We start from the raw sequence: 25,522 nt of genomic DNA, 5'->3' as shown, positions 1-25,522 counted from the left end.
TCTTGCCTGCGGCGATGGCCGCGGGTTCGTGCGTGAGGCTGCAGGCCCTCACCCAGGCCCTCTCCCGCAGCGGGAGAGGGAGCAAGAAGGAAGGGGCATGCCCGGCTGGAAAGCGCCGGCGCCAAGCCTCATCATGGCGACTCCTTTGGTTGAAAAGGGGGAACTCCAATGAAGATCGGCACCTGGCGCTTGTCCACGCAGTTGACCGTGTCCTTCATGATGCTGGTGGCGCTGTGCGCGCTGGTCGGCGGCATGGGTCTGCTGCAATTGAACCGCGTGCATGACAGCACGACCGAGATCGCCGACGACTGGCTGCCCAGCATCCAGAGCATGGCGGCGATCCGTGTGAAGGCCAACCAGATCCGGCGCATGGAGCCGGATCACCTGCTGTCCGACGACCAGCAGGAGATGGCGCAGATCGAGCGCAGCATCGCGCACGCCCGCAAGGAGCTCGCGGACGCGGAGAAGGCCTACCTGCCCTTCATCACCAACGACGAGGAGCGCCGGCTCTACGGCGAGGTCGTCGCCGCGCGGGACACCTACTTCGCGGCGCAGGAGCGGCTGCTGCACCTGTCCCGCAACGACGGCACCGACGCGGAAGCGAAGGCCTTCTTCCGCGCCGATTCCCGCAACAGCTTCAACGCCTGGGTCAAGGCGATCGAGCGCAGCGCCGACTACAACGCCGCCGGCAGCGAGCAGTCGCGGCTGGATGCGCAGAAGAGCTATGCCGCCGGGCACGGCTGGAGCCTGTCGCTGACGGTGGTGTCGGTGGCGGTGGCCGTCGGGCTCGCGCTGCTGCTGCTGCGGCATGTGCGACGCCAGCTCGGCGGCGACCCGGCGGAGGCGGCGCGGCTGGTGCGGCAGGTCGCCGAGGGCGACCTCAGCGGGGAGATCCGCGTGCGGCCCGGCGACGACCGCAGCCTGATCGCGGCGCTCAAGGCGATGCAGATCGGCCTGCGACAGGTGGTGGGCGGCGTGCGCGAGGGCAGCGAGTCGGTGGCCAGCGCCAGCGGTCAGATCGCGATCGGCAACCACGACCTGAGCCAGCGCACCGAGGAGCAGGCCAGTGCGCTGGAAGAGACCGCGGCGACGATGACCGAGCTCGGCGAGACCGTGCTCCAGACCTCCGAGAACGCGCAGCAGGCCGACCGCCTGGCGCGTTCCGCCAGCGAGGTGGCGCAGCGCGGCGGCGCGGTGGTGTCGCAGTTCGTCGAGACCATGCGCGGCATCGACGAGAGCAGCCGCCGCATCGCCGACATCATCGGGACCATCGACGGCATCGCCTTCCAGACCAACATCCTGGCGCTGAACGCCGCGGTGGAGGCGGCGCGCGCCGGCGAGCACGGCAAGGGCTTCGCGGTGGTGGCGTCGGAAGTCCGCGCGCTGGCGGGACGCAGCGCGGAGGCGGCTAAGGAGATCAAGTCGCTGATCGCGGACAGCGTCCAGCGCGTCGAGCAGGGCACGGGACAGGTCGAGCAGGCCGGCGCGACGATGGCGGAGATCGTCGCGGCCATCGGCCGGGTGACCGACGTCGTCGGCGAGATCAGCAGCGCGACGCGCGAGCAGTCGCAAGGGGTGAACCAGGTCGGCGAGGCGGTCAACCAGATGGACCAGGTGACCCAGCAGAACGCCGCGCTGGTCGAGGAATCCGCCGCCGCCGCGGAAAGCCTGCGCCAGCAGGCGCAGGCGCTGGTCGCGTCGGTCGCCCAGTTCCGCCTCGGTTGATCGTTCTCCCTCTCGCGCTTGCGGGAGAGGCCGGGGGTGAGGGCCCCGTCAGGAAGCGTCTGGGCGGCTGACCGCCACCACGACCTTGCCGACGTTGCGGCCTTCCAGCAGGTCGATCAATCCCTGTGGCGCCAGCTCCAGTCCGTCGACGACGTGCTCCAGCGCCTTCACCTCGCCAGCGGCGATCGCCGCGTTCATCCCGCGCTGGAATTCCTTGAAGCGCGCCATGCCCTCGCCATAGTGGTCGAGCACGATGAAGCCCTCCATGCGGACACGCTTCTGCAGCAGGGTCGCCAGCAGCCGCGCGAGGCGATCCGGCGTGCCGCCGGTGTGCTCGATCCGCGCGGCGCCCACGTCGTTGTAATGGGCGATGAAACCGCAGACCGGCACGCGGGCGCCGATGTTCAGCAGCGGCAGCACGGCGTCCAGCACCTCGCCGCCGACGCTCTCGAAATAGACGTCGATGCCGTGAGGCGCCGCGGCTCGCAGCAGCGCGGCGAAATCCGGATCACGCCGGTCCACGGCGGCATCGAAGCCGAAGGTGTCGATCAGGTGCCGGGTCTTGTCCGCGCCGCCGACGATGCCCACGACCCGCGCGCCGGCCCGCTTCGCGAGCTGGCCCACCATCGCGCCGACCGCGCCCGTCGCGGCGCCGACCACCACGGTCTCGCCCGCGCGTGGACGGCCGATCTCGTCGAGACCGACCTGCGCGGTGAAGCCCGGCATGCCCGCCGCGCCCAGCGCCAGCGAGGGCCGCGTCATGTCGCCCAGCGCGATCAGGTCGCTGCCGTCGCTCAGCGCGTAGTCCTGCCAGCCCGCGTGGGACAGCACGAGGTCGCCGGCGCGGAAGTCCGCGTGACGCGACTCGACCACCCGGCTCACGGTGCCGCCGACGATGACATCGCCGATCGCGATGGGCGGCGCGTAACCCGGACCGACTTCCTCCATCAGGTTGCGCATGTACGGGTCGAGCGACAGGAACAGCGTGCGGAGCAGCACCTGACCCTCGGCGGGCGAGGGCACCGACGCCGATTCGAGCCGGAAGTCTTCCGGCGCCGGCCGCCCGGCGGGCCGGGCGGCAAGGACGATACGGCGATTGACGAGCGGACTCATGAGCATCCTTCCGGTGTCGAATCGAGTCGGGGATCAGACCTTGGCAGCGCGCGGTCCGTGACGCAGCGTGAGCAGCGTGCCCAGCGTGATCGCCGCGGCGGCGAAGGCGGGGCCGCCGAGCGCGCCGATGTGGTCCACGAACATGCCGCCGCCGATGGCGCCGCTGGCGATGGCGATCTGGAAGGCGGCGACGAGCAGCCCGCCCGCGCCCTCGGCCTGGTCCGGCGCGGCGCGCACGATCCAGGTCTGGAAACCGACGGGGAAGGCGCCGAAGGCGAAGCCCCACAGCACGACGGCGACCGCGGTGACCCAGACCGAGCTGCCCGCCATCAGCAGGGCGGCGGCGAGGACGACGATGAGCGAGCCGCCGGCGACGATGGCGCGCCGTTCGCTGCGTTCGGCGAGGAAGCCGCCGACCAGGTTGCCGAAGAAGCCGCCGATGCCGTAGCCCAGGAGGACCGCCGAGATCGTCGAGACCGGCAGGTGGGTGATGTTCTCCATCAGCGGCCGGATGTAGGTGAAGCCGGCGAAGTGACCGGAGATCACGAGCAGCACCGCGAGCAGCGCGACGCGCACGCCGGGGCGGGTCAGCAACTCGCCGAGGACACGCAGGTCGGGGTTGTCCTTGGGCGGCAGCTTGGGCAGGGTCAGGAGTTGCGCCGCCAGCGTGACGAGGCTGAGCACGCCGGCCGCGACGAAGGCGCTGCGCCAGCCCCACAGGTCGCCCATCCAGGCGCCGATGGGCGCCGCGCAGACGGTGGCGACGGAGACGCCGGCCAGGATCACCGACATGGCGCGCGCGAACAGTTGCATGGGCACCAGCCGCATCGCCAGCGCCGCGGCCATCGACCAGAAGCCGCCGAGCGCGACGCCCAGGATCACCCGTGCCGCGAGCAGCACGCCGAGGCTGGACGCCGTGACCGCCATGACGTTGGACAGCACCAGCAGCAGCGTCAGCGCGATCAGGACGAGGCGCCGGTCGAAGCGCTTCGTCAGCAGCGGAATGGACGGCGCGGCGACGGCGCCGACCAGCGCGGTCGCCGTGACGGTCTGGCCGGCGGCGCCGGCGCTGATGTTCAGGTCGGCCGCCATTGCGGTCAGCAGGCTCGCGGGAAGGAACTCCGCCGTCACCAGGCCGAAGACCCCGATCGTCAGCGACGCGATCGCCGCCCAGTGGGCGGGTTCCTCGGCGGCCGGCGTGACAGGGGCAGACGGGGCGGTCGGGACGGCGGTCGCTGCGGCCGCGGCGATGGACTCGCCCGGTGAGGGGGAAGGCGAGGCTGAACCCGGGGGCAAGCCCACCGGCGGGTGGGGGGCATCTAGGCAGTCGGTGCAGGAGGAAGACACGGCGGAGAAGAGGGACAGTGGGTATGGCCTTCAGCTTATGGGTAGGATCTGGGCGTTTCCATGCCGGAAGAGCCGAAATGCATGACGATTCCTCCAGCGGTCCCGGAGCACCGCTCCCGCCGACGCCCTTGAAGCCCGCCGACCTGCTGACGCAGATCCTGTTGGGACTGCGACTGGAGGGCGTCGAGTACGGCCGCTGCCTGATGCGCGCGCCCTGGGCGATCGCCTTCCCGGCGCGCAAGGAAGCGCGGTTCCATTTCGTCGCGCGCGGCAGCTGCTGGCTGATGACGCCGGGCAGCGACTGGGTCCAGCTGAATGCGGGCGACGCGGTCCTGCTGCCGCGCGGCAGTGCGCATGTGCTGGCCAGTGCGCCGGATCTGCCGGCAGTGGACATCGATTCGATCTCGCGACGGCCGGTCGCGGAGGACATCTACCTGGTCGGTGCCGAAGCGGTGGCGCGGGCGGGCGCGGGCGCCGGGGCGGGAGCCCCAGCAGAGGGCGATGCGGAAGGCCATCCTGAGGCCGCGTCCGGCGAGGACGCGCCCGATGTCATGTTCTGCGGCGCGATGCGCTTCAACCTGGATCCGCTGCATCCGCTGCTGGCGATGATGCCGGACGCGATGCGGGCCAACGACCTGGCGCGCCGCGATCCCACCGTGCCGACGCTGCTGGAGGCGATGGAGCGCGAAGTGGCGCTGGACCGCATCGGCGCTTGCGGCATCCTTGCGCGCCTGGCCGACGTGCTGGCGGCCAGCATCATCCGCGCTTGGGTGGAATGCGCCTGCAACGACGCCAGCGGCTGGATCGCGGCCGTGCAGTGTCCGGGCATCGGCAAGGTCATCGCCGCGATCCACAACGAGCCGGAGCGCGACTGGAGCGTGCCGGAACTGGCCGGGCTGATGGGCGCCTCGCGCTCGCGCTTCGCCGAGGCGTTCACGAAGACGGTCGGCGAGAGCCCGGCCAAGTACGTCGCCAAGGTCAAGATGTTCCAGGCCCGCCGCTGGATCGCGCACGAGGGCATGCGCGTCGCCGTCGCGGCGGACCGGTTGGGTTACGACTCCGAGGCGTCGTTCAGCCGCGCCTTCAAGCGCATCGTCGGACAGCCGCCGGGGGCACTGCGGCGCTCCGCCGCGCGGGCCGCCGGCTGACGCCGGTGCGCCTGGGGTGGCCGGTGCGGCCGCTGCGGCCGATGCGGCCGATGCGGCCAGGGCGGCCGTGCCGGACGCCGTGAGGTCGTACGACTCGGGCTAACCCGGAGTCGGTCCGCTTTACACCCCCGCGTCGCGGGGATCCCCCGTGGATCGGGGTGTGCGGCGCACGGCGCCCGCAAGTGCCGATGCCATCGGGGTTTCCTGCGACGTACCTCGAAAGTTCGTGACACTTGGCACAGCTTGTGCATCGTCCCCTCTGTTCAGCACCGCACCGAGCGTGGTTGTGCCGCGCCGGGTGTCCACACCTTTTGAGGGGGAACGTTCGATGTTCACGCGAGTCAAGAGCTTCAAGCACACCTGGCTGCCGATCGCAGCCCTGGCCCTCGGCGCGGCGACGTCCGCCCAGGCCGCAGCCGTCTTCATCGAGGGCGGCGTCGATGCCGGCGAGACCCTCGTCACGGCCAAGACCTTCCCGGGCGCCGGCCCGATCGACGCGATCCAGGGCACGCTCGACGGCGGCGCCGACCTGTTCGCGATCTACCTGACCGCGGGCACGGCGTTCTCCGCCACGACCACGGCCTCGGGCATCGACTACAACTTCTTCGACACGGTCCTGTACCTGTTCGACGCGGCGGGCAAGGGCCTGATCGGCAACGACGACGACGGCGACGTCGGCGGCTCGCAGTCGACGCTGACCAGCTACATCCCGACCGTCAGCGGCCTGTACTACCTGGCCATCACCGGCGCCAGCTACACGCCGGTGAGCGGCGGCACGGCGATCTTCCCGTCGCTGCTGGGCCAGGGCGGCAACGTCGCCGCCAATCCCGGCGCGGGATCGCTGACCGGCTGGAGCAGCCTGACCAGCGAGTCCGGCGACTACGAGATCCAGCTGGTGGGCGCGAGCGCCGCCGCGGCCTCCGACGTGCCCGAACCCGGCAGCCTGCTGCTGGCCGGCGCCGCCCTCGGCGCGGCCGGCCTGATCCGCCGCCGCAAGCCCGTCACCCCCGTTCAAGCCTGAGGAGCCGCCCATGACGACTTCCAATCGCACCGCCCGCACCGCCCGTACCGCCCCCCGCCTCCGCGTCCTGAGCGCGCTGCTGGCCCTGGCCGCCTGCGGCGGCGCCTATGCGCAGCACGCCAAGCTCGACAGCGCGCTGTCCGACCTCGTCGACCAGCAGTCGCGCCGCCAACTGCGCTCGCTGGCCGTCGACACCGATGAGTTCAAGCCCTACGTCAAGTCGCTGTCCGACGCGCAGGGCCGCGTGCTGGTGGACATCTACCTCGAGGCCGGCACCTCGATCGACGACTTCAAGGCGCAGCTCGAGGCGTCCGGCGCCCAGGTGACCGGCGTCAACCGTGCGTTCAACAACGGCGCGATCTCGGCCTACGTGCCGACGTCCGCGCTGGCCGCGCTCTCCGGCACCAGCGGCCTGCACCTGGCCAAGCTGACGCGTCGTCCGCACAAGAACGTGGGCCTCACGACCTCGCAAGGCTCGACGGTGCTGCGCAGCAACGTCGCCAACGCCGCCGGCTGGACCGGCGCGGGCATCACCGTCGGCGTGCTGTCGGACTCCTATGACGCTTCGCCGCTGAGCTTCACCACGGTGCGCGCGGCCAACGACATCGCCTCCGGCGACCTGCGTCCGCCGAAGTGGGTCCTCGACATCGGTGCCGATCCGAGCAACACCGACGAAGGCCGCGCGATGATGCAGATCGTGCAGGACGTGGCCCCGGGCGCGGACCAGTGCTTCGCCACCGCCTTCGCCGGCGAGGCCGCCTTCGCCGACAACATCCGCCGGCTGCGCACGGAACCCGCCTGCCGCGCCGACGTGATCGTCGACGACGTCTTCTACTACGACGAGCCCTTCTTCTCCGACGGCCAGGTCGCGCAGGCGGTCAACGACGTCGTCAACAGCACGACGCTGGCGGGCCGTCCGGTGTCCTACTTCTCGTCGGCGGGCAACCAGGGTTCGGCGGGCGGCGGCGGCGCGATCGACGTGCCGGTGGCGACCTTCTCGACCACGCCGACCAACCTGGGCAACGTCAACCTGGCGTCGCTGAACACCTGCACCAGCTCGCCCGCGTCGGGCAGCACCAAGGCCAACCAGGGCGGCGGCTTCCTGGACTTCGGCGGCGGCACCTACGCGCTGCCGGTGACCTACAACGGCGCGGGCTCGACGCTGCTGCTGCAGTGGGACGACCTGTTCTATCAAGGCAAGGTCACGACCGACCTGAACTTCTACCTGATCAACGCGGCGGGCAACTGCGTCTTCACCTTCGCGACCAACAACATCGCGGCGGACTTCGGCGAGGAGATCGTCGGCCTGTCGGGCGGCGCCAGCGGCACCTACCGGATCATGGTCGCCCGCACCAGCGCGGGCACCAAGCTGGCCTCGCGCGTGCGCCTGGTCAACCTCGACGGCTGGGGCGGCGCGCCGTTCCAGGTGCGCAGCGGCCCGACGACCTTCGGCCACAGCGCGGCGGCCGGCGCGAACAGCGTCGCGGCCTACCGCTACAGCTTCCCGGCGACGCAGCAGACCCCCTTCATCCCCGCGTTCGAGAGCTTCAGCAGCCCCGGCCCGGTGACGATCGCGTTCGACGCCGCGGGCAACCGCCTGGCCGCGGCCGAGACCCGCAAGAAGCCGGACATCGCCGCGCCGGACGGCGGCAACACGACCTTCTTCTATCCGAACTCGGATTACGAAGGCGACGGCTTCAACAACTTCTTCGGCACCAGCGCGGCTGCGCCGCACGCGGCGGCGGTCGCGGCGCTGATGCTGCAGAAGGCCGGCGGTCCCGGCTCGCTGACGCCCAAGCAGGTCAAGAGCATCCTGCAGACGACGCCGGCGGCGCGGGTGATCCCGTTCTCGGGCGGCGCCGCGGTCAAGGGCTGGAGCCTGTACGACGGCTTCGGCCTGATCGACGCGGTGAACGCGCTGAACAAGCTGCCCTGATCGATGCATCGCGCGCCTACCGGCGCGTGAGCGAGCCTTCGAAGGCCGCCGTCCGCAAGGTCGGCGGCCTTGTCGTTCTGGTGTGCCCGCCGCGCGCCGCGACGCTCACCCGCTGACGGCTTTTTCACGTCGTTGCAATGACGCGCCGCCGGGCGTTTCCGGCCACGGCTTTACAGGGAGAACCCCCCTTGTTCACGGGGTCCCCGACCGCCCGGAGGCCCGACCCGGGACCCATTCTTGCTATGGACCCCTGCGAACCCGGGATGGGGGCCACGAGGCCCGCCGCAACGGGGTAGTCCCGTCATGGTGCAGGGCTACACTCGCCGCTCGCGTACGCGTAGAGCACCCCTCAAGGGGCCGCCGGACAGACACAACATCAAGGTCGACACCATGCTTGCGATGAGGACTCGGGATCACGGAAATCAGGCGCGGACCACCGCGCCGACGCTCGCCGTCTGCACGGCCGTCCTGGCCGCCGCATTGCTCGCCGCCTGCGGCGGCGGCAGCGGCGCCAAGGCCTCCCAGACCGCGGCCAAGGTGAACAAGGAAGAGATCACCGTCCACCAGATCAACTTCGTCCTCCAGCGCCAGCCCAACGTCAAGCCCGAGCAGGTCGACGCCGCCTCGCGCCAGATCCTGGAACGTCTGATCGACCAGGAACTCGCCGTCCAGAAGGCCCAGGACCTCAAGGTCGATCGCGACCCGCGCGTGGTGCAACAGATCGAAACCGCAAAGCGGGAGATCATCGCCAGGGCCTATGCTGAACGCATCGGCGAGACGGTGGCCAAACCGACGGACCAGGAAATCAAGCAGTACTACAACGACAAACCGGCACTTTTTGCCGAGCGTCGCATCTACAACTTGCAGGAAATCAACATCGAGGCGAAGCCGGATCAGTTCGAAGCCATCCGCGCCAAGCTGCAGGGTGCCAAGACCCTCCCCGAATTCCTCGAAGCGCTCAAGACCGACAACTTCAAGTTCGTCGGCTCCCAGATCGTGCGCTCGGCCGAACAGATCCCGCTCAACAACCTCGACGCGATCGCCCGGCTCAAGGACGGCCAGTTCATCATGAACGGCCAGCCCAACGGCATCACCGTGCTCTTCCTCGCCGGCTCGCAGCGCCAGCCGGCGACCGAGGCCCAGGCACGCGCCTCCATCGAGATGTTCCTGCTGAACCAGCGGCGCGCCGAACTGGTCGCCAAGGACATCAAGGCCATGCGCGACAACGCCAAGATCGAATACGTCGGCAAGTTCGCCGACATGGCGGCCTCCGCGCCCGCGTCGACCGCCACGCCCGCGGCCCCGGTGCTCGCACCGCCCGCGGCCTCCGACATCAGCCCCACCGGCGCCAGCGGCCCGGTGGACAACAGCGCACTTTCCAAGGGCCTCGGCATCAAATGAAACCTCAGCGTCGCTTCCCGATCCTCGCCATCACCGCGCCGGCCCTGCTGGCCGCGGTGCTCTCCACCAGCACGCTCGCGCAGACCGCGCAGCGTCCCGCCACGCCCGCGCCGGTCGCCCTGGCCACCGGCGGCGCCGCGGAATACCGCCTCGGATCGGGCGACGCCCTGAAGATCACCGTGTTCCAGAACGCCGACATGGCGCTCGAGACCCGCGTCTCCGAATCCGGCACCATCAGCTTCCCGCTGCTCGGCGTCGTGCGCATCGGCGGCCTGACCGTCAGCGAGGCCGAGGCCAAGATCGCCGACGGCCTGAAGAAAGGCAACTTCGTCAAGCAGCCGCAGGTGACCATCCTGGTGATCAAGGTCGTGGGCAACCAGGCCAGCGTGCTGGGCCAGGTCAACCAGCCGGGCCGTTACCCGCTGGAAGTCTCCGACATGCGGCTCACCGACCTGCTGGCCAACGCCCGCGGTGTCGCCTCGTCCGGCAGCGACACGCTGGTGCTCAGCGGCGCGCGCGGCGGCAAGCCCTTCCGCCTCGAGATCGACCTGCCCACGCTGTTCGGTCCCAACGGCCGCGAGCAGGACATCGTCGTGCAGAACGGCGACGTGCTGTGGGTGGACCGCTATCCGATGGTCTACATCTACGGCGAGGTGCAGAAGCCCGGGCAGATCCGCCTCGAGCGCGGCATGACGCTGCTGCAGGGCCTGGCGGCCGGGGGCGGCCTGACGCTGCGCGGCACGGACCGCGGCATCCGCGTGCACCGCAAGGACGACAGCGGCAAGGTCCAGGAGATCAAGCCCGCGATGGACGAGTCGCTGCGCAACGGCGACGTGATCTTCGTGCGCGAGAGCCTGTTCTGACGGTCCGGCTTTGACGATGTGTAGTGCCGGGCCTCGGGCCCGGCGAAGGAGTGCAGGGTGACGCCCAGCAAATTGATGTCCATCATTCGCGCCCGCTGGTCGCTGGTACTGCTCGTGGTCGCGCTGACCACGCTGACGGCGCTCGGCGTGAGCCTCATGCTGCCCAAGCGTTACGTCGCGACCGCCTCGGTGCTGGTCGATGCCAAGCCCGATCCGGTCTCGGCGCTGATCTATCCGGGCATGGCCTCGCCGGCCTACATGAACACGCAGGTCGACGTGATCTCCAGCGACCGCGTGGCGCTGCGCGTCGTGCGCGACCTGCGCCTGACCGAACTCCCCGAACTGCGCCAGCAATGGCAGGAGGCCCAGCTCGACGGCACGATGGAGCAATGGCTGGGCGACGGCCTGCGCGGCAACATGGACGTCAAGCCGTCCAAGGAAAGCAACGTGCTGATGGTGACCTACAAGTCGCCGTCGCCGCAGGTCGCCGCGACGATGGCCAACGCCTTCGTCAAGGCCTACCTGTCCACGACGCTGGACCTGCGCGTCGAGCCGGCGCGCCAATACGCCGGCTACTTCGACGTGCAGGCCAAGACGGCGCTGGAGAAGCTCGAGTCCGCGCGCGCCAAGCTCTCCGTCTACGAGCGCGAGCACGGCATCCTCGCCAGCGACGAGCGCATGGACGTCGAGACGGCCCGCCTGTCCGAGCTGTCCTCGCAACTGGTCGGCCTGCAGGCGCAGTCGTCCGAGTCCGGCAGCCGCCAGGGCCAGGCCGCGCGCGGCGCCGACACGCTGCCCGACGTGCTCGCCAACCCGGTGGTGTCGCAGCTCAAGTCCGACGTCAGCCGCGCCGAGGCGCAGCTGCAGCAGCTCAGCACCCGCTACGGCGACAACCACCCGCAGGTCGTCGAGGCCAAGGCCTCCCTGGCCGATACCCGCGCGAAGCTGCGCACCGAGATCTCACGCGTGACCGGCGCGGTCACCGCGACCAACAACATCAACAAGCAGCGCGAGTCCGAGACCCGCGCCCAGCTCGAGTCGCAGCGCGAGAAGGTCGCCAAGCTGAAGCTGGCGCGCGACGAGGCCAGCGGCCTGATGCGCGAGGTCGAGAGCGCCCAGCGCGCCTACGAGAACATCACCACGCGCCTGAACCAGACCAGCCTGGAAAGCCAGACCACGCAGAGCAACGTCAACGTGCTGACCGAGGCGACGCCGCCGCGGGCGCCGGCGTCGCCGCGCGTCGGGCTGAACACGGCGCTGGCCTTCGTCGCCGGCCTGATCCTGGCGATCGGCCTGGCACTGCTGCTGGAACTGCGCGACCGCAAGGTGCGTGACGCCGACGACGTGATGGCGGTGCTGCCGCTGCCCATGCTGGGCGTGCTGCCCGCGCCGGGCAAGCGCCAGCCCAGCGGCCTGGCGTCGAATGAGCGCCGGCTTCTAGGACACGCGACCCCTCGGGGGGCCGCGTGATGTCCGACATCAAGGAACCCCTGGCCTACAGCAAACCCGTGGACGCACCCAACAAACCTTCCGGCGGCGTGCATGACCGCTCGATCGGCGCGATCATCGCCGAGACCCGCAACCTCAGCGCCGACCAGGTCGAGCGCGTGCTGCAGTACCAGCGCGAGCGCGGCATCCGCTTCGGCGAGGCCGCCGTGGCGCTGGGCTACGCCAACGCCGAGGACGTGCTGGAGGCGCTGTCCAAGCAGTTCCACTACCCGTACGCGCCCAACGAACGCAAGGTCCGCAGCCCCGAGCTGGTGGCGCTGAACACGCCGTTCTCGTCGCAGGCGGAAGTCTTCCGCGGCATCCGCAGCCAGATCATGATGCGGCTCTACCGCGAGGGCGAGGCGCGCCGCGCGCTGGCCATCATCAGCCCCGACACGCTGGACGGGAAGAGCTACTTCACCGCCAACCTGGCGGTCACGCTGGCGCAACTGGGCGGCCGCACGCTGCTGGTCGACGCGGACCTGCGCCGCCCGCGCCAGCACGAGATCTTCGACGTCCAGAACCAGGCCGGCCTGTCCTCGATCCTGTCGGGACGCAGCGAGCCGCGCGTGATCCAGCAGGTGGAGGGCATGAACAGCCTGTTCGTCCTGCCGGTCGGCGCGGTGCCGCCCAACCCGGTGGAGTTGCTGGAACGCCCCGCCTTCGGCATGCTGATGCGCGAGCTGGCCGGCAAGTTCGACCACGTCATCGTGGACACCTCCGCCGGCCAGTACGGTGCGGACGCGGCGATCGTCGCCGCGCGCTGCGGCGCCGCACTGGTGCTGGCCCGTCAGAACCAGTCGCGCGTCGTCGCGCTGCAGGAACTGACCGACAGTCTCGACGGCGTCGCCACGACGCTGATCGGGACGGTCATGAACCAATACTGATCCAGGGCCGCAGAGCCTTCCATGGAGACACGTCCGGCCTCGGCCGGCGTGTCTTCGCTTGTCTTGACGCTTCAGCAGGGATCGCAGTGAAAGTGATGTCGCGCAATCTCTTCGCCCAGTCTTCCGGCAGCCCGGGCCGCCTCGGGCCGGGCTTCTGGGCCGCCAACCGGACCGCGCTGCTGGTGCTTGCGGCCGGCCTGCTGGCGCTGTACGTGCCCACCATCATCGACTTCATCCACGGACCGTGGCGGGGCGACCGCAACTCCCATGGCCCGATCGTGCTGGCGCTGTCGGCCTGGTACTTCTACTTCCAGACCAAACGGCTGGCCGGCCAGGGCGAGACCTTCCAGGCCCGCCCCTCGCCCGTCCTCGGCTGGACGGTGCTGCTGCTCGGGCTGCTCGCCTATGTGCTGGGCCGCTCGCAGCAACTGGCCATCCTGGAACTGGGCTCGCTGCTGCCGGTGCTGCTGGGCCTGGCCTTCGTGCTGTTCGGACCGGGCCTGGCCCGGCGCTACTGGTTCGCCTTCTTCCTGCTGCTCTTCGCCGTGCCGCTGCCGGCATCCATCGTCGACTTCATCACGCAGCCGATGAAGATCGCCGCCTCCTGGGGCGCGGAGCACATGATGTACGCGCTCGGCTACCCCGTCGCGCGCGCCGGCGTGATCCTGCAGATCGGGTCCTACCAGCTGATGGTCGCCGACGCCTGCGCGGGCCTGAATTCGCTGTTCACGCTCGAGGCGCTGGGACTGCTCTACATGAACGTCGTGCGCCACGAATCGGTGTTCCGCAACATCACGCTGGCGATCCTCATCGTGCCGATCTCGTACTGCTCCAACGTCGTGCGCATCCTGATCCTGGCGCTGCTGACGTACCACATGGGCGACGACGTGGGGCAGGGCTTCATGCACGAGTTCTCCGGCATGGCGCTGTTCCTGACGGCGCTGATGCTGATCGTGGTCGTGGACGGGTTGCTGCGCCAGCTGTCGCTGCGGGTGTCGCGCCTGCGCGGCCGGTCCGCCTGAGGCCGGGAACCGGGAGAAGCCGATGACCACGAATTCCACCGCACCGATGCCGCCCACGCCGCCGACCCCGGCCGGCGCGCCGCTGAATCGCCTCCCGCGCCTGTCGCTGGGCGCCTGCGTCGCGGGCGTCGTGCTGATGCTGGCCGCGGCCGGCGGCGCCTGGCTGGCGACGCCGCGGCTGCAGGCCATGCAGGGCGCGCCCAGCCTGGACGCCGTCGTCCCCAAGGCATTCGGCGACTGGCGCGCGGTCCAGGATGCGACGCCGCAGATCGACGTGTCGCAGGGCGTCGAGACCGTGCAGGAGCAGCCCTACGACCAGACGGTGATGCGCACCTACGTCAACAGCCAGGGCCAGCGCATCATGCTGGCGCTGGCCTGGGGCGAACGCCAGCGGCAGGACGTCAAGGTGCACCGCCCCGAGGTCTGCTATCCGGCGCAGGGCTATCTCGTGCGCAAGCTCGCGTCCGGCCCGGCGATCCCGACCGGCGCGCGCGCCGAGCCGGTGCCGACCACGGAGATCCTCACCGAGGGCGGCGGCGGCTATGAGGCCGTGCGCTACTGGATCCGCATCGGCGAGCTGTACGGCGGCGACGGCCTGGCCGCGCGCTGGTACATCCTGAATGAAGGCTTCCGCGGCCGCATCCCCGACGGCATGCTGGTGCGCGCCTCGCAGCGGCTGCCGCAGGCGGGCGCGGAGCCGCAGTCGCAGGCGCTGATGGCGTCTTTCCTGTCCGACCTGGTGGCCGCGGTGCCGGCCCCGGCGCGGAAGATGCTGGTGCGATGACGCCGGAACGGTCGAGAGGTGGGGGCGGCGTGGCGCGTGTGTTCCGAGGAGTGATGACGGCCTGGCGCGGCCTGCGCGCGGGCATGGACGGCACGTCGTGGACGGGCCTGATGGGCCTGGCCGCGGGGGCCGTGGCGATCGGCTACCTGACGGTGATGGTCAGCACGATGGTGCCCGACAAGCCTGCGATGCTGGCGGTGCTGCCGCTGATGCTGCTGACGGGTTTCCTGTTCGTGTACAGCCGCGAGGCCTTCCTGATGGTCGTGCTGCTGGTGCGCGCCGGCGCCAACCCGATCTTCGAGGAGACCCGCCTGGCCGCCATCGGCGGCCTGGGCGGCCTGCTCAACGCGCTGGTGATCCTGCTGGCCGGCCTGATCATCGCGCGCGATCCCAGGCGCGTCCCGCGCGCGGCGTGGCTGATCTGGCTGCCCTTCATCGCGATGCAGGCGCTGGGCATCGTCTATTCGCCGGAGAAGGTGCAGGCGATCCGGCTCTACCTGGGCCAGCTGTCGGTGGTGGCGCTGTTCCTGGTGAGTTTCTACCTGGTCACCGAGGAAGCGGATCTGAACAAGCTGCTCAGGTTGGTCACCTGGTCGTCGGTGCCTGTCGCACTGGTTACCCTGGTTTACATCGGACTGGGCCGGACGGCTGGTAGCGTGGACGGCTTCGAGTCCGGGGCCGGCCGTTACGGCGGCCCCTTCCCCCACGCCAACATCCTGGCGTTCTATCTGGTGTTGTGCCTGGGTGTCTTGCTTTACCGCTGGAAGAGCGGCCAGATCGGCCGCCAGCCGGTCACGCTGATGGCGGTGACCGGCTACATGCTGCTGCTGATCGGCCTGCTGTTCGCGACGAAGACGCGCAGCGCCTGGATCTCGGTGGTGTTCCTCTTCGTCGTCTACGGACTGTTCCGGGAACGGCGCTACATCGTCTACCTGGCCATCGGCGGGATGCTGTCCATGCTGATCCCCGAGGTCCGCGAACGCGTCATGGGCATGACGCAGGGCAATGAGGTGGTGCAGTACGCGCAGCTGAACTCCTTCGCCTGGCGCAAGCTGCTGTGGACCGACGCGCTGACATGGATGTCGCCGTCGCGCTACCTGACCGGTTACGGCGCGGAGTCCTTCCAGCAGCTGTCGCCGACCTTCTTCTCGATGGCGGGACGCGTGAACTGGGGCGCGCACAGCGCCGCGGTGCAGGTCTTCTTCGAGCTCGGCGCGATCGGGCTGGGCGCGTTCTGCTGGGTGTACTGGCGCACCGGCCGGATGATCGCGACGCTGTGGCGCGCGCGGCCGCTGCTGGCGCTGGTGGGCTTGTCGCTGCTGGGGGCCAACTTCCTGGTCTCCCTGTCCGACAACATGCTGTTCTACCTGATCTACAACTGGTATTTCTGGCTGACGATGGGCGCCATCTGCGCGCTGGCCTGCCGCATCGCCGGCGCCGGTGAACGCCGCAAGGCCCGGCCCTGGGGCATCCGGCCGAGCAAGTACCGGCCGCCGCCGGACTTCCCGCCGACGGAGCCGCTCCATCCGACCTTGCCCCCGCCGCTGCCGGCCTCGCCCGCGCGACCGGCCCGGCTGACCGGAGGGCGGTTCCGATGAGCCACGACGCCGCGCACCCCGCCGCCGCCGGCGCCGTGCATGCCGAGGGCGGACGCCAGCCGGTGCTGGACGGCGTGCGCGCCATCAGCATCCTGTCGGTGCTGTGGATCCACCTGTTTCCGCTGCGCGTCGCCGGCCATTCGCTGAACGATTCGCTGGGCATGTTCGGCATGGCCCTGTTCTTCATCCTGTCGGGCTACCTGATCACGCAGCAGTTGCTGAAGCGGCCGCCGGTGGTCAATTTCGTCGCGCGCCGGCTGCTGCGCGTCGTGCCCGCGGCCTGGATCTGCATGGCGGTGGTGTGGTGCTTCGTGCCGGTCGATGTCGAGACGGCGCTGAGCTACCTGTTCTTCTATGCCAACCTGCCGCCGCAGCGGCTGGTCTGGCCGATCGACCACTTCTGGAGCCTGTGCATCGAGGTCCAGTTCTACCTGCTCGCGGCGGTGCTGCTGTGGCTGCGGGTCCGCGCGATCGGGTGGCTGTTCCCGGCGCTGCTGCTGGCCGTGACGGTGATGCGGGTGACGCATCTGTCGACGACCGGGAGCATCACCTGGTTCCGCGCGGACGATCTGCTGGCCGGCGCCTGCCTGGCGTTGCTGATGCAGTCGCGCCATGCGCCCACGGCGCGGGCGCTGCTGGGCCGGCCCGCGGTCATCCCGCTGGCCTTGGCGATGTTGCTGGCCTGCAGCCTGATTTCCCACCACAGTGTGTATCCGCTGAGCTTCCTGCGCCCGTACGCGGCCGCCGTCTTCGTCTGTGCCCTCATGGTGCAGCCGGGGCATTGGCTGTCGCGCTGGCTGGGGGGAGCCGCATTTGCCTATATTGCTTCTGTTTCCTACGCCTTGTATGTGTGGCACCTGCCCCTGGCGGCCACCTGGCTCGGCAGCGGTGAGCACTTGACGAAATACCTCAAACGACCGCTGTTGTTGCTGGTGGTCTTCGGCATCGCGCACGTCTCCACCTTCCAGGTGGAACGGCGCTTCAACGAGCTGGCCAAGCGCATTGGGGCAGGGCGCGGCCGGCAGCTGAAGGAGGTATGAAAGTGTCGCTGTCATCACCCCACCGTTCCTGCCCCCGTTCCCGGACCGGCCCGCTCGCGGCGCCCGGCCGGGAATGCAACGCCTCTTCCCGCGAGGCTCCCGCCCGGCGACGACCGCCCGCCACGCGGCGGCTGGCCGCCATCGCGGCCGGCGCGCTGCTGATGCTGGCCGCCGGCAGCGCCGCCGCGCAGTACGGGCTGGGCGTGCCGTCGCCGCGCTACGGCAGCTTCGAGGCCCCGTTCGCGTCGTACTCGCCCTGGAACCTGCGCCCGATCAATCCGGTGCTGGGCACCGCCGTCATCCCGCTCTCGCAGTACTACCCGACGCTGGCCGAGGGCGCCTGGTCCACCGGCGCCTTCAAGGCCGCGAGCACCGACGGCCCGGTGACGGTCTACCCGCTCGCCGGCCAGTCCGGCGTGTGGGACCCGGACATGGAGAACTACCGGCCCACCGTGGTGATCCCGCGCTGGCCCGCGGGCGTCACGCCGGCCTCGGGTTCGGACGGCCATGCCGACATCGTCGACGAGGCGATGGGCATCGTGCACTCGTTCTTCCAGCTCCGGCGCGAGAGCAACGGCCAGTGGCGCGCCGGCCAGTACGCCTGGGCGCCGCTGGCGGGACGCGGCTTCGGCGAGCCGGCGCACTACTACATGGGCGCGCGCGCCGTCGGCGTGTCGGCGATCGGCGGCATCATCCGCAAGGGCGAGGTCGACGACGGCCTGCCGTTCTACCGCCATGCGCTCGCCATGTCGCTGACCTTCAACGGCCTGAGCGCGACGGTGCCGTACATCTTCCCGGCCACGTCGGCCGACAGCAACGCCGCCACGACCAACACCGGCGCCATCCCGCAGGGCGCGCTGATGATGCTGCCGGCGGACTTCGACACCGCCTCTATCCAGAACCTGAAGCTGCGCAAGGTCGCCGAGACGCTGAAGAAGTTCGGCGCCTACGTCGTCGATCGCAACTACGGCACGCCGTATGTGATCTATGTCGAGAACGGCAGCAACTTCAACCTGATGCCCACCGGCTGGGACGATGCGACGGCCGTCCAGCTCGACCGCATCCGCGCGGCGCTGCGCCAGGTGATGAGCGTCGCGTGGTGGGTCAACGCCAACGGCGAATCGGTGGTGCCGGAGCGGCGGCTGAACCTGCTGTCGATGCGCGGCCAGTGGTCGCTGCAGCGCGGCACCGCGATCGGCAGCTTCGACACCTGGAAGCAGGCGGTGGCCTTCCCGCCCGAGGCGGTCGACGTCATCCAGGTGAACTACAGCAGCCGGGTGCTCAGCACGGTGGACTGGTCCCGGCCGGTGGCCGGTGCGCCCTACAAGCTGACCGCGCGGGCGACCGGCGGCGCGCGCCTGAAGTTCCAGCTGTTCAGCAGCGCGGGGGTGAAGCTGGTCGACAGCGGCGAGCTCGCCGACGGCCAGAGCGTCGAGTTCCCCTGGCCTGACGGCGTGGGACTGCGCACGGCGCTGTTCGCCTACAGCGGCGCGGCGGGCACGGTCTCGACGGTGGGCGGCACGCTGGTGCTGAACTCGCCGCTGACGCTGATGTCCGGCAAGGTGCTGATGCGATGAGCGCACGCGGCGACACCGGGGCGCCCCCCGCGCAGACCGATCCGCGCGCGGACTGGGCCGCCGACCTCGCCCGCTACGGCGGGCGTGCGGCGTTGCACCGGGACCAGTCGCTGTGGGCGATCCGGGTGCACCGCTTCGGCCGGCGCGTCGACACGATGCCGCCCGGCTTCGCGCGCCGCTGGCGCACCCGGCTCTACTGGCTGCTGTTCCGGTTCGTGGAGACGCTCACCGGCATCAGCCTGCCCAAGGAATGCCGGATCGGCCCCGGGCTGAGGATCTGGCATTTCGGCGGCATCTTCGTCAATCCGGCCACCGTCATCGGCGCGAATTGCACCCTGCGCCAGGGCGTGACGCTGGGCAACCGCGTCGAGGACGGCCCCTGTCCGGTGCTGGAGGACGGCGTCGAACTCGGCGCCTATGCCCAGGTGCTGGGCGGCGTGCGGCTGGGCGCGGGCTGCAAGGTCGGCGCGATGGCCGTGGTGCTGACCGACGTGCCGCCGGGCGCGACCGCCGTGGGCAACCCGGCACGCATCTTGCCCCTAGTGGCGCCCCGGGCCGGGACGGCCGGGATCGTTTCGCCCGGACATTCCGGTGCGTCCGAAGTGCCGGCGATGCTGGCGGACGACTGACCATGGGAGGAGTTCCGACGTGACGATGCAGTGGAATCGACGGCGCTGGTGCGGCGCCGGCCTCGGGCTGACCGCCGGTGCGGCGGCGCCGTGGCTGGACGCGGTGGCGGCCGGCGACGGCGAGGGGAAGGACCCCAAGGATGCCAAGGACGCCAAGGATGCGGAGAAGGGCGGCCGCCGGCCACGCTTCGGCACGCTCGAGCGCCCGTTCTCCGCGCAGTCGCCGTGGAATTCGCGTCCGGTCGATCCGGTGCTGGGCGACACCCGCATCCCCAAGGACGATTACTACCCGACGATCGAGAACGGCACCTGGTCCACCGGCGTGTTCCTGTGCGGGCCCGACGACCGGCCCCAGCGCGTGCTGGGCCTGCCCGGCCAGCCCGGCGTCTGGGACCCGGACGCCGAGGCCCACCAGCCCGAGGTGCTGATCCCGCGCTGGCCCGAGGCGGCCGTGCCTTCGAAGGGCTCGGACGGTCACCTGGACCTGGTCGATCCGCAGACGGGGATCATCCATTCCTTCTTCATGCTCAAGCGGGTCGGCGACGACTGGCGCGCGCAGCAGTACGCCTGGACGCGGCTGGACGGCCGCGGCTGGGGTGACCCGGCGCACTACTTCCAGGGCGCGCGCGCGGCCGGCGTGCCGACGATGGGCGGCCTGATCCGCAAGCACGAGTTCGAGGACGGCGACACGATGTACCGGCACGCGCTGGCGATCTCGCTGACCTTCTCGGCGCTGCAGGCGCGACCGAACTACGTGTTCCCGGCCACCTCGGGCGACAACCAGCCCGAGCGCAACAAGGGCGCGATCCCCGAGGGCGCGCTGCTGATGCTGCCGCCGGATTTCGACGTCAAGTCGCTGAACGACGCCAAGATGCGCAAGATCGCGGAGACGCTGAAGGTCTACGGCGGCTACGTCGTGGACCGCAACATCGGCACGCCCTTCGTGATCTACGCCGAGATCGGCACGCCGGTGCGCCTGCATCCGATGGGCGGCTGGAACAACCAGGTGGCGAGCGACCTCGACAAGCTGCGCTGGAGCCTGCGCCCGGTGCGCTCGACCTCGGGCTTCCTGGACGGCCACGGCCGGCCGGTCGACCTGCAGGCGCCGCTGAACGTGCTGTCGATGCGCGGCGAATGGAAGGCCGAGCGCGGCGACGCCCGCGCGCGCTTCGACAGCTGGAAGCAGGCCGTGGTGCTGCGCGACGCGAGCGCGGGCGACGTGGTCGTGAACGAAGGCTGGCGCGCGATCAGCACGGTGAACTGGGCCCGTCCGAAGGCCGGCCAGGCCTGCCGGCTGAGCGCGCGCACGTCCAACGCCACGCTGCGCGTGCAGATCCGCGGCGAGAAGGGCATCGCCTTCGACACCGGCGACCTGGTCGACGGCAAGACCTCGAATTTCCGCTGGCCCGAACGCTTCGGCGGCGCGCGGCTGCTGGTGCGCGCCACCGGCGGCGGCGAGGTGTGGGCCGGCGGCGACCTGCTCGCGCAGAACGAATGAACGCGATGACCTCGACGACCGAGCCCACCTCCTTGCCCACCGCCTTGCCGTCCGACGCCGCGCCCCGCCATCCGCGCCTGGCCTACCTCGTCAACCACTATCCCAAGGTCAGCCACACCTTCATCCGCCGCGAGATCCTGGCGGTGGAGCAGCAGGGCCTGGACGTGCTGCGCCTGGCCGTCCGGGGCTGGGACGACGACGCGCCCGACCCGATCGACCAGGCCGAGAAGGCGCGCACGCACTACCTGCTGAAGGACGGCGGGCTCGGGCTGCTGAAGGCGACGCTCGCGCAGGCGGCGCGCTCGCCGGGCCGCTTCCTCGCGGCGCTGAGCCTGGCGCTGAAGATGAGCCGCCGGGCCGACCGACCCTGGCCCTTCCACCTCGTCTACCTGATGGAGGCCTGCGCCGCGATGCCGGTGCTGCGCGCCGCCCAGATCGAGCACCTGCACATCCATTTCGGCACCAACCCGGCCGAGCTCGGCATGCTGATCGAGGCGCTCGGCGGCCCCGGCTACAGCTTGACCGTCCACGGCCCCGAGGAATTCGACCGGCCGGACTTCCTGCACCTGGGCGCGAAGATCCGCGGCGCGCGTTTCGTCGCCGCGATCACGTCCTTCTGCCGCAGCCAGCTGTCGCGCTGGGTCGCCTACACCGAGTGGCCCAAGCTGCGCATCGTGCATTGCGGGCTGGACCGGGAGTTCCACGCGGTCGACGCGCCGCCGCCGCAAGGCAGGCGGCTGATCTGCATCGGCCGCATGACCGAGCAGAAAGGCCACCTGCTGCTGATCGAGGCCGCGGCCCAGGTCGCGCGCCAGGTGCCGGACTTCGAGCTGGTCCTGGCCGGCGACGGTGAGCTGCGCGCGACGATCGAGCAGCGCATCGCGCAGCTCGGCCTGCAGCGCAACGTCCGCATCACCGGCTGGATCTCCAGCGACACCGTGCGCAGCGAGCTGCTCGCGGCGCGGGCGCTGGTGCTGGCGAGCTTCGCCGAAGGCCTGCCGGTCGTGATCATGGAAGCGATGGCGCTGGGCCGTCCCTGCGTCAGCACCTGCATCGCCGGCATCCCCGAACTGATCCGCGACGGCGAGAACGGCTGGCTGCTGCCCGCCGGCGATCCGGACGCGCTGGCGCAGGCGATGCTCGCCTGCCTGCGGCTGGACGACGCCGAGCTCGCGCGCGTCGGTCAGCGGGCGCGGGCGTCGGCGCTGGAGCGCCACGACGTCGACCGCGAGGCGGCCAAGCTGGTGGCGCTGTTCGAGGAGTACGCGTCGCCCGCCAAGACCTATTCGAGCCAGCGCGCCGCCTCCGGCGCGAAGGGGAGCGCGCATGCCTGACGTCGTCTTCCTCGTGCTGTGGCTGCTGATGATCGCGGTCGGGCTGCTGCTGCTCGCGCCGGTGGCGCTGGTGCTGGCGCAGGTGCTGCTCGCGCTGCTGCCGGACCGGACGATCCCGGACATGCCGCGTCCGCGCCGCATCGCCGTGATCATGCCGGCGCACAACGAGGGCCGCGGCCTGCGGCCGACGGTGATGCAGGCGCTGGCGCAGCTCGGCCCCCAGGACCGGCTGCTCGTGGTCGCCGACAACTGCAGCGACGACACCGCGGCGCAGGCGCGCGAGTTCGACGTGACCGTCGTCGAGCGTTTCCACGAGACCGAGCGCGGCAAGGGCTACGCGCTGGACTTCGGCGTGCGCGCGCTGGAGGCGCTGGCGTTGAAGGAGGGTCATGCGCCCGATGTCGTCGTCATCCTCGATGCGGATTGCGTGCTGGACCCGACGCTGCTGCCGCGCATCGCGTCGGTGGCGCACGGCACCGGCCGGCCGGTGCAGGCGACCTACCTGATGGAAGCGGCCAACGACGGCCTGAAGGCCCGGGTCGCGCAGTTCGCGATGCGCGTCAAGAACCTGGTGCGGCCGCGCGGCATGCATCAGCTGGGACTGCCCTGCGGGCTCTACGGCACCGGCATGGCCTTCCCCTGGGACGTGGCCGTGCAGGCGCCGCTGGCCAGCGGCCACCTGGCCGAGGACATGCAGCTAGGCGTCCGTCTGGCCCAGCTGGGCGCGCCGCCGCTGCTGTGCGAGGACGCGCGGGTGACCAGCGTCTTCGCCAACAGCCAGGAGGGCGAGGCCAGCCAGCGCACGCGCTGGGAGCACGGCCACCTGGCGATGCTGGTCGGCGAAGGCCCGGGCCTGCTCTGGCGGTCGCTGCGGCCGGGCCGCGGCGCGCAGCTGCTGCAGGTGATGGACATGCTGGTGCCGCCGCTGGCGCTGCTGGCGATGTCGCTGGTCGGATGGACGTTCGTGACCTTGGTCGTGGCCGTCGCGGCCGGTTGGATGGCACCGTTCGTCCTGGCGCTGCTGACGCTGGCCCTGCTCGGCCTGGCGATCGTCGTGGCGCAGCAGCGCTGGGCGGCCGATGTGCTGAGCCTGGGCGAACTGGCCCGCGCGCCGTTCATCCTGCTGGCCAAGATCCCGCTCTACCTGCGCTTCGTGTTCAAGCGCCAGACCGACTGGGTGCGCACCAAGCGCGACTCCTGAGAAAGACCCGAGACCCATCCGATGACCGTGCCGATGTCTGACACCGCCTCCTTCGCCGTCGGCGCCGCTGCCGGCGCACGCGCCGGGGCTGCCGCCGTGCTGCCCACCGTGCGCGTCGACGGGCTGGACTTCGTCGCCAGCACCGTGCCGGAGGTGTCGGCGCACATCGTCGCCGAGGCGGGCGCGGGCCGCGGGGGCTGGGTGGTCACGCCCAACATCGACATCCTGCGCCGCTGGCGCGTCGACGCGGCCTTCCGCGCCGTGGTCGAGTCCGCGACGATCTTCACCGCCGACGGCCGCCCCATCGTCTGGGCCAGCCAGTTGCAGGGCACGCCGCTGCCGGCGCGGCTGACCGGTTCCGACCTGTTCATCCGGCTGATGGGCGAGGCTCACGCCGCCGGCTTGCGCATCGCGCTGATCGGCGGCAATGAAGGCGCCGCCGAGGCCGCCGCCGCGAAGCTGCTGCCCGACGGCGGCGCGGAGCGCGTGCGCTGCCTGTGCCCGCCCTTCGGCTTCGAGCAGCAGCCGGCCGAGATGGCCCGGCTGGAGCAGCTGCTGATCGACTGGCAGCCGCACATCGTGTTCATCGGCCTGGGCTCGCCCAAGCAGGAGAAGCTGATCGCCCGCCTGCGCCCGCTGGCGCCGCGCGCCTGGTACCTGGGCGTGGGCGTGAGCTTCAGCTTCGTCGCCGGCGACGTGAAGCGGGCGCCGGGCTGGATGCAGCGTTCCGGTCTGGAATGGGTGCACCGGCTGGTGCAGGAGCCGGGCCGGCTGGCGCGGCGCTACCTGGTGGACGGCATCCCGTTCGCCGTCGGCCTGCTGTGGCGTGCGCGCCTGGCGCGCGGACGCGTGCCGCAGGGCCGGGGAGCGGCGCGATGAACGGCGCGCAGAACGGCCAGCAGCACGGCCAGCAGCACGGCCAGCAGAACCAGCAGGACGGCGCGACGAGCGGCGCCCCGGGCGCGCCCGCGATCAGCGTCGTCATCCCGCTCTACAACAAGGAACACCACATCGCGCGCGCCGTCGATTCGGTGCTGGCGCAGACGTGGCGGGACTTCGAGCTCGTCGTCGTCGACGACGGCTCGCGCGACGGCGGCGCGGCCATCGTCGAGGGCTATGCCGACCGGCGCGTGCGGCTGCATCGCCAGGCCAACGCCGGCGTGTCGGTGGCGCGCAACCAAGGCGTGGCGCTGACGGCGGCGCCGCTGATCGCGTTCCTCGACGCCGACGATGCGTGGGAGCCGGACTTCCTCGATCAGGTGATGACGCTGCAGGCGCGACATCCGCAGGCGGTCGCCGTCGCGATGAACTACGAGGTCGTCGCGCCCAACGGCACGCGATCGCTGGGCGTGGACCCGGCGCGCGCCCCGTCGCAGCTGCTGGACCCGCTGGCCTATTTCCGCATCGGCAAGCACGGCTCGCCGGTGTTCTCGTCGGCGGTCGCGGTGCGGCGCGAGGCCCTGGCCGCGGCCGGCGGTTTCCCGGAAGGCGTGCGCCTGGGCGAGGACATCGACACCTGGCTCCGGCTGCTGTTCCAGGGCCCGGTGGTCTTCGACGCGCGGCCCGGCGGCATGTACTTCAACGACGCCACGAACCGCGCGCTGAACACCCACGCACCGCCGGCGCGCTACGTCTTCTTCGACACCATCGACCGCTGGCTGGCCGCGCATCCCGAGCGCGTGGAGGAGCGCCGCGAGTCCGAGGAGTTCAAGAACTTCTTCCGCCTGCTGCACGCGCACCACCAGATCCGCTGGGGCGACGCCGCCGCCGGCCGACAGCTGCTCGGCCAGACCCGGACCCGGACCTTCCGCCGCGAGAAGCTGCGCTTGCAGCTGCTGAGCCGCGTGCCCCGCGCCTGCTACACGGGACTGTCGCGGCTGCGGCAGGCCCTGTTCCGCTGAGGGGGCGCG

21 protein-coding genes are annotated in these 25,522 nt (G+C 70.8%); 19 read left to right on the top strand and 2 right to left on the bottom strand.

Features of this window, described 5'->3' with window-relative positions; genetic code table 11:
* The first annotated feature begins 168 nt into the window (after positions 1-168).
* The gene (locus AC07O8_RS22000; protein ID WP_495050062.1) at positions 169-1,725 is read left to right on the top strand and encodes a methyl-accepting chemotaxis protein; all 1,557 of its coding nucleotides are present in this window, start codon (positions 169-171) and stop codon (positions 1,723-1,725) included.
* A 48-nt stretch (positions 1,726-1,773) separates the two neighbouring features.
* On the opposite strand, the gene curA is transcribed toward AC07O8_RS22000, so the two are convergent.
* Together curA and AC07O8_RS21990 are read right to left on the bottom strand one after the other, a co-directional pair.
* On the bottom strand, positions 1,774-2,844 hold the full coding sequence (gene curA / locus AC07O8_RS21995) for an NADPH-dependent curcumin/dihydrocurcumin reductase (RefSeq protein WP_495050061.1): 1,071 nt from the start codon (positions 2,842-2,844) through the stop codon (positions 1,774-1,776).
* 27 nt (positions 2,845-2,871) lie between these two features.
* On the bottom strand, positions 2,872-4,089 hold the full coding sequence (locus AC07O8_RS21990) for an MFS transporter (RefSeq protein WP_495050140.1): 1,218 nt from the start codon (positions 4,087-4,089) through the stop codon (positions 2,872-2,874).
* Positions 4,090-4,262: 173 nt separating this feature from the next.
* Between AC07O8_RS21990 and AC07O8_RS21985 the strand changes: the two genes are divergently transcribed.
* The 18 genes from AC07O8_RS21985 (at position 4,263) to AC07O8_RS21900 (ending at position 25,513) form a co-directional block, all read left to right on the top strand.
* Positions 4,263-5,333, top strand: coding sequence for an AraC family transcriptional regulator (locus tag AC07O8_RS21985; RefSeq protein WP_495050060.1), 1,071 nt, complete (start codon positions 4,263-4,265; stop codon positions 5,331-5,333).
* A gap of 328 nt (positions 5,334-5,661) precedes the next feature.
* A complete protein-coding gene (locus AC07O8_RS21980) occupies positions 5,662-6,354 on the top strand; it encodes a DVUA0089 family protein (protein WP_495050059.1) in 693 nt (230 codons plus the stop codon).
* A 10-nt stretch (positions 6,355-6,364) separates the two neighbouring features.
* Complete coding sequence (locus tag AC07O8_RS21975) at positions 6,365-8,290, top strand: S8 family serine peptidase (protein WP_495050058.1); 1,926 nt, start codon at positions 6,365-6,367, stop codon at positions 8,288-8,290.
* Between the two features lie 390 nt (positions 8,291-8,680).
* Positions 8,681-9,691, top strand: a complete 1,011-nt coding sequence (locus tag AC07O8_RS21970) for an EpsD family peptidyl-prolyl cis-trans isomerase (protein WP_495050057.1) — start codon at positions 8,681-8,683, stop codon at positions 9,689-9,691.
* Positions 9,688-10,554: a polysaccharide export protein EpsE gene (epsE, locus tag AC07O8_RS21965; protein WP_495050056.1), complete on the top strand. Its 867-nt coding sequence runs from the start codon at positions 9,688-9,690 to the stop codon at positions 10,552-10,554. The genes AC07O8_RS21970 and epsE overlap by 4 nt, the downstream gene beginning before the upstream one ends.
* A gap of 75 nt (positions 10,555-10,629) precedes the next feature.
* The gene (epsF, locus tag AC07O8_RS21960; protein WP_495050055.1) at positions 10,630-12,024 is read left to right on the top strand and encodes a chain length determinant protein EpsF; all 1,395 of its coding nucleotides are present in this window, start codon (positions 10,630-10,632) and stop codon (positions 12,022-12,024) included.
* Positions 12,024-12,929 carry a polysaccharide biosynthesis tyrosine autokinase gene (locus AC07O8_RS21955; RefSeq protein WP_495050054.1) on the top strand — a complete coding sequence of 302 codons (906 nt, stop codon included), beginning with the start codon at positions 12,024-12,026 and terminating at the stop codon, positions 12,927-12,929. The genes epsF and AC07O8_RS21955 overlap by 1 nt, the downstream gene beginning before the upstream one ends.
* 95 nt (positions 12,930-13,024) lie before the next feature.
* Complete coding sequence (gene xrtB / locus AC07O8_RS21950) at positions 13,025-13,951, top strand: exosortase B (protein WP_495050053.1); 927 nt, start codon at positions 13,025-13,027, stop codon at positions 13,949-13,951.
* Positions 13,952-13,973: 22 nt separating this feature from the next.
* Entirely contained in the window at positions 13,974-14,735 is a 762-nt protein-coding gene (locus tag AC07O8_RS21945; protein ID WP_495050052.1) for an exosortase C-terminal domain/associated protein EpsI, read from the top strand.
* Positions 14,736-14,788: 53 nt separating this feature from the next.
* A complete protein-coding gene (locus AC07O8_RS21940; RefSeq protein WP_495050051.1) occupies positions 14,789-16,333 on the top strand; it encodes an O-antigen ligase family protein in 1,545 nt (514 codons plus the stop codon).
* Positions 16,330-17,373, top strand: coding sequence for an acyltransferase family protein (locus AC07O8_RS21935; protein WP_495050050.1), 1,044 nt, complete (start codon positions 16,330-16,332; stop codon positions 17,371-17,373). Before AC07O8_RS21940 ends, AC07O8_RS21935 begins: the two co-directional genes overlap by 4 nt.
* A 2-nt stretch (positions 17,374-17,375) precedes the next feature.
* Complete coding sequence (locus tag AC07O8_RS21930; protein WP_495050049.1) at positions 17,376-18,950, top strand: Atrophin-1 multi-domain protein; 1,575 nt, start codon at positions 17,376-17,378, stop codon at positions 18,948-18,950.
* Entirely contained in the window at positions 18,947-19,579 is a 633-nt protein-coding gene (locus AC07O8_RS21925; RefSeq protein ID WP_495050048.1) for a serine acetyltransferase, read from the top strand. The genes AC07O8_RS21930 and AC07O8_RS21925 overlap by 4 nt, the downstream gene beginning before the upstream one ends.
* A 19-nt stretch (positions 19,580-19,598) precedes the next feature.
* Positions 19,599-21,077 carry an Atrophin-1 multi-domain protein gene (locus AC07O8_RS21920; protein ID WP_495050047.1) on the top strand — a complete coding sequence of 493 codons (1,479 nt, stop codon included), beginning with the start codon at positions 19,599-19,601 and terminating at the stop codon, positions 21,075-21,077.
* A 5-nt stretch (positions 21,078-21,082) separates the two neighbouring features.
* Complete coding sequence (locus AC07O8_RS21915; RefSeq protein WP_495050046.1) at positions 21,083-22,411, top strand: glycosyltransferase family 4 protein; 1,329 nt, start codon at positions 21,083-21,085, stop codon at positions 22,409-22,411.
* The gene (locus AC07O8_RS21910) at positions 22,404-23,612 is read left to right on the top strand and encodes a glycosyltransferase family 2 protein (RefSeq protein WP_495050045.1); all 1,209 of its coding nucleotides are present in this window, start codon (positions 22,404-22,406) and stop codon (positions 23,610-23,612) included. Before AC07O8_RS21915 ends, AC07O8_RS21910 begins: the two co-directional genes overlap by 8 nt.
* Positions 23,613-23,645: 33 nt before the next feature.
* The gene (locus AC07O8_RS21905; RefSeq protein ID WP_495050044.1) at positions 23,646-24,491 is read left to right on the top strand and encodes a WecB/TagA/CpsF family glycosyltransferase; all 846 of its coding nucleotides are present in this window, start codon (positions 23,646-23,648) and stop codon (positions 24,489-24,491) included.
* Positions 24,488-25,513: a glycosyltransferase family 2 protein gene (locus tag AC07O8_RS21900; protein WP_495050043.1), complete on the top strand. Its 1,026-nt coding sequence runs from the start codon at positions 24,488-24,490 to the stop codon at positions 25,511-25,513. The genes AC07O8_RS21905 and AC07O8_RS21900 overlap by 4 nt, the downstream gene beginning before the upstream one ends.
* Positions 25,514-25,522 lie beyond the last annotated feature (9 nt).

It is taken from the genome of Roseateles sp. GW821-FHT09G09 (assembly GCF_059415965.1).
Note: the sequence above shows the minus strand (reverse complement) of the source record. Positions and strands in the feature narration are given on the sequence as shown.